We start from the raw sequence: 9,058 nt of genomic DNA, 5'->3' as shown, positions 1-9,058 counted from the left end.
GCGTCCGGTGCGTGCGATCGGCGTGCGGTGTGAAGGGTCATGTGGCGGAGCCACCTGTCCCTTCGCGCCGTGCGGCGAGCGTGCGTGCCGGACGCCGTGACGCCGCGGAGATCCATCAGAAGGGCCCTAGGCGTGGCCGTCGAAGAGACTGGTCACCGAGCCGTCCGCGCAGACCTCGCGGATCGCCCTCGCCAGGAGGGGGGCGATGGACAGGACGGTGAGTTTCGGAAACCGCTTGGCGTCGGGGATCGGCAGGGTGTTGGTGACGACCACCTCGCGTGCCCCGCAGCCGGACAGCCGCTCGACGGCCGGGTCGGAGAGCACGCCGTGGGTGGCGGCGACGACGACGTCGGCGGCTCCCTCGGCCAGCAGGATCTCGGTGGCCTTGGCGATGGTGCCGCCGGTGTCGATCATGTCGTCGATGAGGACGCAGAGTTGGCCGGTCACCGTGCCCACGACCCGGTTCGCCACGGCCTCGTTGGGCCGGTCGGGATCCCGGGTCTTGTGCACGAACGCGATCGGCCGGCCGCCCAGATGGTCGGCCCACTTCTCGGCCAGTCTGGTCCGCCCGGCGTCCGGGGAGACCACGGTGACGGGGGCGTCGCCGTACCTGTCGCCGACGTACGAGGCCAGCAGGTTCTGCGCGAGCAGATGGTCGACCGGTCCGTCGAAGAAGCCCTGGATCTGGGCGGTGTGCAGGTCGACGGTCATGATCCGGTCCGCTCCCGCCGTCCTGACCAGGTCGGCCATCAGCCGGGCGGAGATCGGCTCCCGGCCGCGGTGCTTCTTGTCCTGGCGGGAGTAGCCGTAGAACGGCATGATCGCGGTGATCCGGCGGGCGCTCGCGCGTTTCAGCGCGTCCACCATGATCAGCTGTTCCATGATCCACTGGTTGATGGGCGCGGCGTGGCTCTGCAGGACGAAGGCGTCGCTGCCGCGCACCGACTCCTCGAACCGGACGAAGATCTCGCCGTTGGCGAAGTCGTACACCGACTGCGGTGTCAGCGCCACGTCCACATGCTTGGCCACCTCCTCGGCCAGCTCGGGATGGCTGCGCCCGGCGAAGAGCTTGATGTTCTCGGTGCCCATCAGCCGCGCACACCCTTCAGGTACTCTGCGTGTGCCGCGGCGAGCCTGCCGCCGACCTCGGCCGTGCTGACGAGGACGGCCATGTTGGCCCTGGACGAGCGGCCCTCGGTGGCCCGGTCCACCGCCCGCATCAGGTACTTCGTGATCGCCGGTCCCCGCACCCCGTCCCGCTCGGCCGCGCGCATGGCCTCGGTGAGGGCGGCGTCGACCTCGTCGCCGTCGATGGCGTCCTCGGGCCGCACGGGTGTGGTGATCAGGAAGGAGCTGTGGTTGCCCAGCGCCCAGTGGTTCTCGATCGACCGCGCGATCACGTCGTCGTCGTCCAGCCGCAGCGGACTGCGCAGCCCGCTGGAGACGCAGTAGAAGGCCGGGAAGTCGTCGGAGCGGTACGACACCACGGGCACGCACTGGGTCTCCAGGTACTCCAGCGTCAGGCCGAGGTCGAGGATCTTCTTCGCGCCCGCGCACACCACCGCGACCTTGGAGCGGGTGAACTGGATGAGGTCGGAGGACACGTCCATGGTCTTCTCGGCGCCCCGGTGCACCCCGCCGATACCGGCCGAGGAGAAGAACGGGATGCCCGCCAGCTCGGCCGCCACCAGGGACGAGGCCACGGTCAGCGCGCCCATCCGGCCCTGGGCCAGGACGACGGGCAGGTCCCTGCTGCTGACCTTGGGGATGCCGGGGGTGGAGGCGAACCGGTCGATGTCGGCGTCGGTCATGCCGACCTTGATCCGGCCCCTCTCCACGGCGATCGTGGCCGGGACCGAACCGCCGGCCCGGACCGCCTCCTCCACCTTCCGGGCGGTGGCGGCGTTGTCCGGATAGGGCAGGCCATGGGTGATGACATTGGACTCCAGTGCCACCACGGGACGCCCCTCGTGGAGGGCGTCGCTCACCTCGGCACTGAACTCGACGGGGATCTGCCGGTGTCGTGGGAAGTCGGTGGTCATCGGCTCAGCCGGCGTCCGGGCCGTAGTTCGGCACCTTGCTGAGTATGTGCCGCCGGTTCACTATCTCCGGTATGTAGACCTGTTCGTTCCAGCGGTCCTTGGCGATCGGCTCGATCGCTATCGACACCACGTCCTCGTCGCAGCCGAAGGCCGTGCTCACCGCTTCGGTCACGGCCGAGACGAGACGGTAGTGCTGCTCGTCGCTGAGCGGAACCGGGAAGTGCTTGATGTTGACGTGTGGCATGACGGTCTCCTTCCGGAGGTCCGGACGCCGTCGCAGGGCCGTCACCAGCTCCTCGACGTCGGGATCTTTGAGGATCGAGTAGTGGTCGGCCCGCAGGTCGACCATGGTCGGCGGTGCGGCCGCGTAGCCGTCGACGCCGTCCAGGAACGAGTAGTCGTCGCCCCGCGCCTTGAGGACGGTGATGGGCGCGGCGATCTGACGTTCGGTCAGTTCACGGAAGGTGTAACTGAATTCGAAGGTCGTCCCGACCACCTGGATGATCCGCAGCGCCAGGTCGATGTCGAGCCCCGGGAAGCGCGTGCTGACGAACTCGGCGAAGGTCTTGTCGTCCTGGGCGACGGCGAGGCACTCGTCCACCAGGGGGCCGCTGGTGGTGCCGGCGAAGACCGAGAACAGGATCCGCACATAGGCCTTGTTGGCGTAGGTGGCGTTGCGTTCCAGGCCGCAGGTGGAGCGGACCTTGGGCGATCCGGGTGCGATCAGGACCACCTGCTCGACCCGCTCCCCCAGTTGTTCCAGCTGGTAAGCGGTCTCGAAGGCGACGCGCGCCCCGAAGGAGTAGCCCCACAGCGTGTAGGGGCCCTCTGGCTGCAGCCGCCTGATGATCCCGACGTCGTCGGCCGCCATCTGACGGATCGTCAAATGCGGTTCCTCGTCCAGGTTGATGCCGTGCGCCTGCACTCCGTAGAAGGGCCGGTCGGTGCCCATGCGCTCGGCCAGCAGACGCAGGTTCATGGGGTAACCGCCCAGGCCCGGCCAGCAGAAGACCGGTTTCCCCGCTCCCTCGGGCTGCAGCGGGACCAGCCGGGAGGAGCGCACCTCGTCCCCGCCCTGCACCCGCCGGGCGAGCGCCTCGATCGTCGGGGACTCGAACAGCACCTGGAGCGGCAGCGCCGCCCCGAGTTCACGGTTGATCCTGTTGATCAGCCCGACCGCGATCAGCGAGTTGCCGCCGGAGGCGAAGAAGTCCTCCTGGACCGAGACGGTCTCCCGCTTCATCGCCTTCTTCCACAGCTGGGCGATCCTGCGTTCGACGGTGGTGCGGGGCGCCACGAAGGGACGGTCGTCGGTGCCCGCGTCGGTCCTGTCCGAGGCGGCGAGCGCCTTGACGTCGATCTTGCCGTTGGCGGTCACCGGCAGTTCGTCCAGGACCACGACCTTGTTCGGGATCATGTAGTCCGGCAGGAAGTTGACCAGGTCCTCGCGGATCATCTCCGCCGGGCCCCGCATATGGACGACGTCTTCCCGCATGCCCTCGTGCAGCCGCTGTTCCTCGCTCACCCGGCCGCCCACGAAGAAGTACGACGGCCCGGTGGCCCGGCCGAGTTCGCGCAGGATGCCGTCGATCTTACGGGCGGACGGCAGGTCGGCACCGCTCTTCGAGCTGTACCCGGACGACATGAACCCGAGGCCCACGTCGTTCATCGACAGGTGCTGCAGCGTGCGGCCGAGATCGATGTAGCGCCGCCAGTCCCGGCCGGCCCGGCTGACCACCGAGATGCCCAGGCTCGCGCGGTCGTACACCGCCTGGTTGATGGCGATGACCTCCTTGCGCAGGACGACTTCGGACGAGATCCGCTCGAGTCGGCCGTCCGCGTGGGCGTACAGACCGGCCGGCAGGCCGTCGATCTTCCCGGGGTGGGCCTGGACATAGACGTCCGGCGAGTCCTCGGTCCTGGGTCCGGCGTACGGGACCAGTCCGAACGTGCCGAGGTAGTAGTCCTCCTCGGCGACGTCGAGGCGGTCCTTGGTGCCCGGGGCGAACTCCAGACCCACGATGTCGAGGCCGTACGGCGGCAGGATCTCCTCGAACAGGCCGACCATATGGCCCGTCTCGATCTCCAGCACTTCGCGGATGTTGTTCTTGTAGACCGGTTCGATGGCCTGTTTCCTGCCGAGGAAGTGCAGCTTCACGCTCGGTCCGGGGGCGCCCGGGGTCTCGGTGATCAGCACCAGCCGGTGGTCGACCGGGTGGTAGTAGTAGATCCCCGGGGGCAGGTCGCCGATCCCCGCGATCTCCGGGTAGAGCTGGGTGGCGTAGAGCGATCCGGGCGAGGCGTAGCCGTACTTCGGCAGCAGTCGTTCCTCGCTCAGGTGCTGCCCGAAGTACCGCAGGATCTCGCCGAGTTCGGTGCGGCCGAGGTCGGAGAGGGCGCGCGGGCGTCCGCCGGTGACCCGGCGGGCGAGCAGTTGGAGGATGTCCTCCTCGGTGACCTTGCCGCCCTCGTAGAAGCGGTAGCTCTTGCGCGCGAAGGCCTGGCGGCGCTGTGCCGACGCGGGCGTACGGCCCGGCAGTTCGACGACCGGCCGGCCGGCCAGCTGCCCCGCGTCCCGGACGCCCGCGTTCGACAGCTGCGCCCTGACCTGGAGCTTGCTCTCCTTGGACTGGTGGTGCGCGCCGTGGTTGCCCTGGTCCATCAGGGCCGCTTCCTTGGGATTCAGCTCCACACAGGCGATCAGGTTCTGGAAACCGGTGCGCGGGTCCTCCTTCACGAGCACCGCTGCGTGCTTGACCCAGTCGTGGGTCTCGATCGCCAGCTTGATCTCGTCCAGTTCGACGCGGAAGCCGCGCAGCTTCACCTGGTTGTCCGCCCGGCCGACGAACTGGACGGTGCCGTCGGCGTTCCAGTACGCCAGATCACCGGTGCGGAACAACCTGCCCTCACCGAACGGGTTGTTCACGAACCGCTGCTCGGTCAGCTCGGGCCGGTGCAGATAGCCGCGCGCCAGCTGGATCCCGCCGATGCACAGCTCACCGACCTCGCCGACGGCCGCCTCGGACCCCTGGGCGTCGAGGATGTGGTACGTGGTGCCGTGCACCGGGGCGCCGATGGAGAGGGAGTTCGGTCCGTCGCCGACACCGGCCCGGTCCACGGTGAACGCCGACGAGTTGATCGTGCACTCGGTCGGCCCGTACAGATTGACCAGCTCGCACCGCGGCATCGTGTCGAGGCACTCCCGGGCGAGCGACTTGGTCAGCGCCTCGCCGCCGGTGAAGATCTGGGTGAGCGAGGTGCAGGTGGGCAGTTCGCAGGTGTCCAGGAGCGCCTGCAGCAGGGTGGGCACGCACTGCAGCGTGGTGACCTGGTGCGTCCTGATGGTGTGGATCAGCCGCTCGGCGTCCCGGTGGATGCCGGGGCTGCCCATCACGACCACGGCACCGCAGGCCGGCGCGAGGATCTCCCACTGGGCCGCGTCGAAGCTCATGGGCGTCTTCTGCAGGACGGTCTTGGACCCGTCCAGCCCGTAGGCCGCCGCGAGCCAGCGCATCTGGCTGACGATGCTGCGGTGTTCGATCGTCACGCCCTTGGGCCTGCCGGTGCTGCCGGAGGTGTAGATGACGTACGCCAGGTTCTCCGCGGCCGGCCGGGTGGGCGCCGGGCCGAAACCCTCGGCGTCCTCCACGGTGACGATCACCGTGCCCTCGGGCGCCAGCGCGGAAAGCCGGTCCACCAGGTCCGCCTGGGTCAGGATGACCCGGGTGGCGGAGTCCTCGATCATGTAGCGCAGGCGTTCCTCGGGGTACTCCGGCGACAGCGGCAGATAGGCTCCGCCCGCGAACAGGATTCCCCAGGCACCCGTCATCAGCTCCGGCGACGGCTCCACGAACAGACCGACGCGGTCGTCGAGGCGCACGCCGTGCCGGTGCAGACAGCCGGCCAACCGGCCGCTCTCGCGGACCAGTTCGCGGTACGTCAGCCGGCCCTCGCCGTACACGACCGCCGTGTCGTCAGGCCGGCGGGCCGCCTGCGCGCGGAGCAGATCGGGAAGGGTCGTGTGCCGGGAAGGCTCCGGCCCCAGTCCGTTGTCTGGCATCTTCTCGTTCCCCCATCGGATGAGTGACAGGGGCCGGCCCTTCGGGAAGGGCCGCGCCCCTGGGCGATCTCACACGCCGGCCGCGAATCCGAGCCGCAGTGCCGAGGCGATCTCCACCACGCGCCGGGTCTGGTACGCGATCGCGGCCAGGTTGTCCTCGGTGACGTTCTCCGCGAGCCGCCCCGGGATCGCCTGCCGGCCGGAGACCGAGCTGACCCCGTAGGGGTTGCCGTTGCTCGGCGCCATCACGATGTCGTCGGTGACGCCGGGCGGCACGATGATTCCGCCCCAGTGGTAGAAGACGTTGTTCAGGGACAGGATCGTGCTCTCCTGACCGCCGTGTGGGGCGCCGGTCGAGGTGAACGACGACATGACCTTGTTGACCAGCCCGCGCCGCGCGTTCAGCGGCCAGGCCTGGTCGATGAAGTGCTTGAGCGGTGCGGGAATCAGGCCGAAGCGCCCGGGGCCGCCCAGCAGGATGGCGTCCGCCCAGTCGAGGTCGTCGACGCTCGCGGTGGGTACGTCCTTGATGGCTTCGGCGTTCTCCGCCCAGGCCTCGGTCCACTCGGCGAACTCGGGCGCGAGGGACTCGTTGACGTACTCGGGTATCCGGCGCAGCCGGGTGTGCGCGCCGGCCTTCTCGGCCGCCTCGGCCGCGGCCGTGGCGAGCTTGTGCACATTGCCGGTTCCGGAGTAGTAGATGACGGCTGTCCTGGTGACGCCGTCGGCACCCGGGGTGGTCATGGGTGTGCTCCTTGGATGAGTGCGGACGGCCGGGCGCTCAGGCCGGCAGGTCCGTCCCGAAGTAGCGGTCGCCGAAGTCGCCGATGCCCGGCTGCATATAGGCGTTCTCGTCCAGGCGTTCCTCGATGGACGACGTCACCATCCGCACGTGCGGGCAGTGTTCCCGGACGGCCCTGATCCCCTCGGGCGCCGAGAGCAGGTTGACGAACACGATGTGCTCCTCGGGCACGCCCCGCTCGCGCAGGACGTCGATCGCGGCCAGCGCGGTGCCGCCGGTGGCGAGCATCGGATCGAGCAGCAGCACATGACGGCGTGCGATGTCGGACGGCAGCGCCGAGTAGTACAGGCGCGGCAGCTTGGTCACCTTGTCGCGCTGAATGAGGATCTTGCCGAGCCGGACCTCCGGCATCATCGCGCGTAGTTCCGTCTCCATGCTGTCCCCCGCCCGTACCACGGAGACCCCGCAGATCTCGGGTGCCAGGCGCAGGCCGTGGTAGGTCCTGCCGACCGGGGTCTGCACGTCATACGGTTCGAACGGCAGCAGTTCGAGGCCCGCCTCGATCAACTGGCGGATGATCCGGCCCGCGTGGGGGACGAAGTCCCCGCGCTCGGCGTGCCGGTCACGGATGACGCTGTGCAGTGCGCGCAACCGCTTGGTCTGCGGCAGGAGATGAACGGTGTCCTGGAGCGCGGTCGCCTCGGTGGCCATGCCCGTCACCTCGACCCGGCCTCGCCGGCGATCCGGGCGAAGGCCCTCCGCGCCTCTGCGACGAAGGTGCGGACCTTGAGGCGGTCCTTTCGGCCGGAGGCGCCCTCGAGGCCGGTGTGCGCGTCCACGGCCGCGGGGCGGACCTTCTCGATGGCCTCGGCGACGTTGTGCGGGTTCAGACCGCCCGCCAGCATCAGCGGCCGGGGCGAGATCCGGGCCAGCTCGGCGCTGACGTCCCAGTCGTGGACCAGGCCGGTGGCGCCCTTGGCGCCGGTCGCCGGGTTGAAGCTGTCGGTGATGAACATGTCGACGAACTCGGCCGCGCCGTCGACCGTCTTGGTCAGCTCGTCGATGTTGTCGGCCTTGACCACCAGGCTCTTCAGCAGGAAGAGGTCCGGGGCGACGGTCCGCAGCCGGCGCAGTTCGGCGGGCGCGACATCGCCGTGCAACTGGATGGCGCCGACGCCCAGTTCGGCGCAGAACGCGCTGATGTCGTCGGCGTCGGTCAGATAGGTGATGATGACGCCCTTGTTCTTCGGCTGGATCGCCTTGACGATGGCGGCGGCGTCCGCCTCGGAGAGGTCCTCGTTCTTCGCGGGCAGGCGCAGCGCGAACCCGAGCCAGTCCGCCCCCTCCTCGATGATCATGTCCGCTTCGGCCTGGTCGATGATTCCCGCGACCTGGATCACGTTCTGCATGGTGCTCTCCCTTTCCGGAAACGGGCGGCGTACGGGTCGGTCAGCGCGACAGGGTGTCCGCCGCGTTCTTGAGTTCGGCCACGACGAGTTCGGCGAGGGGCGCGGCCGAGGCGGGGTTCTGTCCGGTCAGGACGCGGTGGTCGCTCTCGGTGTGGGCGACGTAGTTCGGCGCCTTGGTGTGGCGGGCGCCGCGTTCCTTGAGACGGTCCTCCAGCAGGAAGGGCATGACGTCGACGAGGCCGAGGGTCTGCTCCTCCTCATTGGTGAAGGAGGCGACCCGCTTGCCCTCGACGAGGAGGGAGCCGTCGGAGAGACGGAGGTTGACGAGCGCCGCGGGACCGTGGCACACGGCGGAGACGACGCCGCCGCGTTCGTAGATCCCGACCGCGAGCCGGGCGAGGTCCGGGGAGTCGGGGAAGTCCCACATCGCGCCGTGTCCGCCGACGTAGAAGATCGCCGCGTAGTCGTCCGCCCGGACCTGGGCGGCGGGCCGGGTCGCCGCGAGTTCGGCCCGTACGGTCTCGTCGGCGAGGAAGGCCACGATCTGCGGGTCGTCCTCCTCCCCGTCGAAGACCACGGCCGGCGGCTCACCGCCGCGCACGGAGACGAAGTCCACCTCGTGGCCCGCGGACACGAAGACGTGGTAGGGATGGGCCGCCTCGGAGACGCTGTAGCCCGTCCTGTTTCCGGTGTCTCCCAGTACGTCGTGGCTGCTGACGGCCAGCAGTATCCTCATCGCTGCTCCTCCTGATCTCTGTGAACCGGACGTGCGGGGGCCGCCGGTGGCCGCGGGCGCGCCGGCCGA

Annotated in this window: 7 protein-coding genes; all 7 read right to left on the bottom strand. The window is 69.4% G+C overall.

Annotated features, from left to right (window positions below):
• Positions 1–126: 126 nt before the first annotated feature.
• Positions 127–1,089 carry a ribose-phosphate diphosphokinase gene (locus tag ABZT17_RS18140; protein ID WP_356349906.1) on the bottom strand — a complete coding sequence of 321 codons (963 nt, stop codon included), beginning with the start codon at positions 1,087–1,089 and terminating at the stop codon, positions 127–129.
• On the bottom strand, positions 1,089–2,042 hold the full coding sequence (locus tag ABZT17_RS18135; protein ID WP_356349904.1) for a pseudouridine-5'-phosphate glycosidase: 954 nt from the start codon (positions 2,040–2,042) through the stop codon (positions 1,089–1,091). Before ABZT17_RS18135 ends, ABZT17_RS18140 begins: the two co-directional genes overlap by 1 nt.
• Positions 2,043–2,046: 4 nt before the next feature.
• Complete coding sequence (locus ABZT17_RS18130) at positions 2,047–6,102, bottom strand: amino acid adenylation domain-containing protein (RefSeq protein WP_356349901.1); 4,056 nt, start codon at positions 6,100–6,102, stop codon at positions 2,047–2,049.
• A 69-nt stretch (positions 6,103–6,171) separates the two neighbouring features.
• Positions 6,172–6,846: an NAD(P)H-dependent oxidoreductase gene (locus ABZT17_RS18125; RefSeq protein WP_356349899.1), complete on the bottom strand. Its 675-nt coding sequence runs from the start codon at positions 6,844–6,846 to the stop codon at positions 6,172–6,174.
• 37 nt (positions 6,847–6,883) lie between these two features.
• Complete coding sequence (gene upp / locus ABZT17_RS18120) at positions 6,884–7,555, bottom strand: uracil phosphoribosyltransferase (RefSeq protein ID WP_356349897.1); 672 nt, start codon at positions 7,553–7,555, stop codon at positions 6,884–6,886.
• Positions 7,556–7,560: 5 nt separating this feature from the next.
• A complete protein-coding gene (locus tag ABZT17_RS18115) occupies positions 7,561–8,253 on the bottom strand; it encodes a phosphoribosylanthranilate isomerase (RefSeq protein ID WP_356349895.1) in 693 nt (230 codons plus the stop codon).
• Between the two features lie 40 nt (positions 8,254–8,293).
• The gene (locus ABZT17_RS18110) at positions 8,294–8,989 is read right to left on the bottom strand and encodes a type 1 glutamine amidotransferase domain-containing protein (protein WP_356349893.1); all 696 of its coding nucleotides are present in this window, start codon (positions 8,987–8,989) and stop codon (positions 8,294–8,296) included.
• Positions 8,990–9,058: the final 69 nt, after the last annotated feature.

It is taken from the genome of Streptomyces sp. NPDC005648 (genome assembly GCF_040605395.1).
GTDB lineage: Bacteria > Actinomycetota > Actinomycetes > Streptomycetales > Streptomycetaceae > Streptomyces.
Note: the sequence above shows the minus strand (reverse complement) of the source record. Positions and strands in the feature narration are given on the sequence as shown.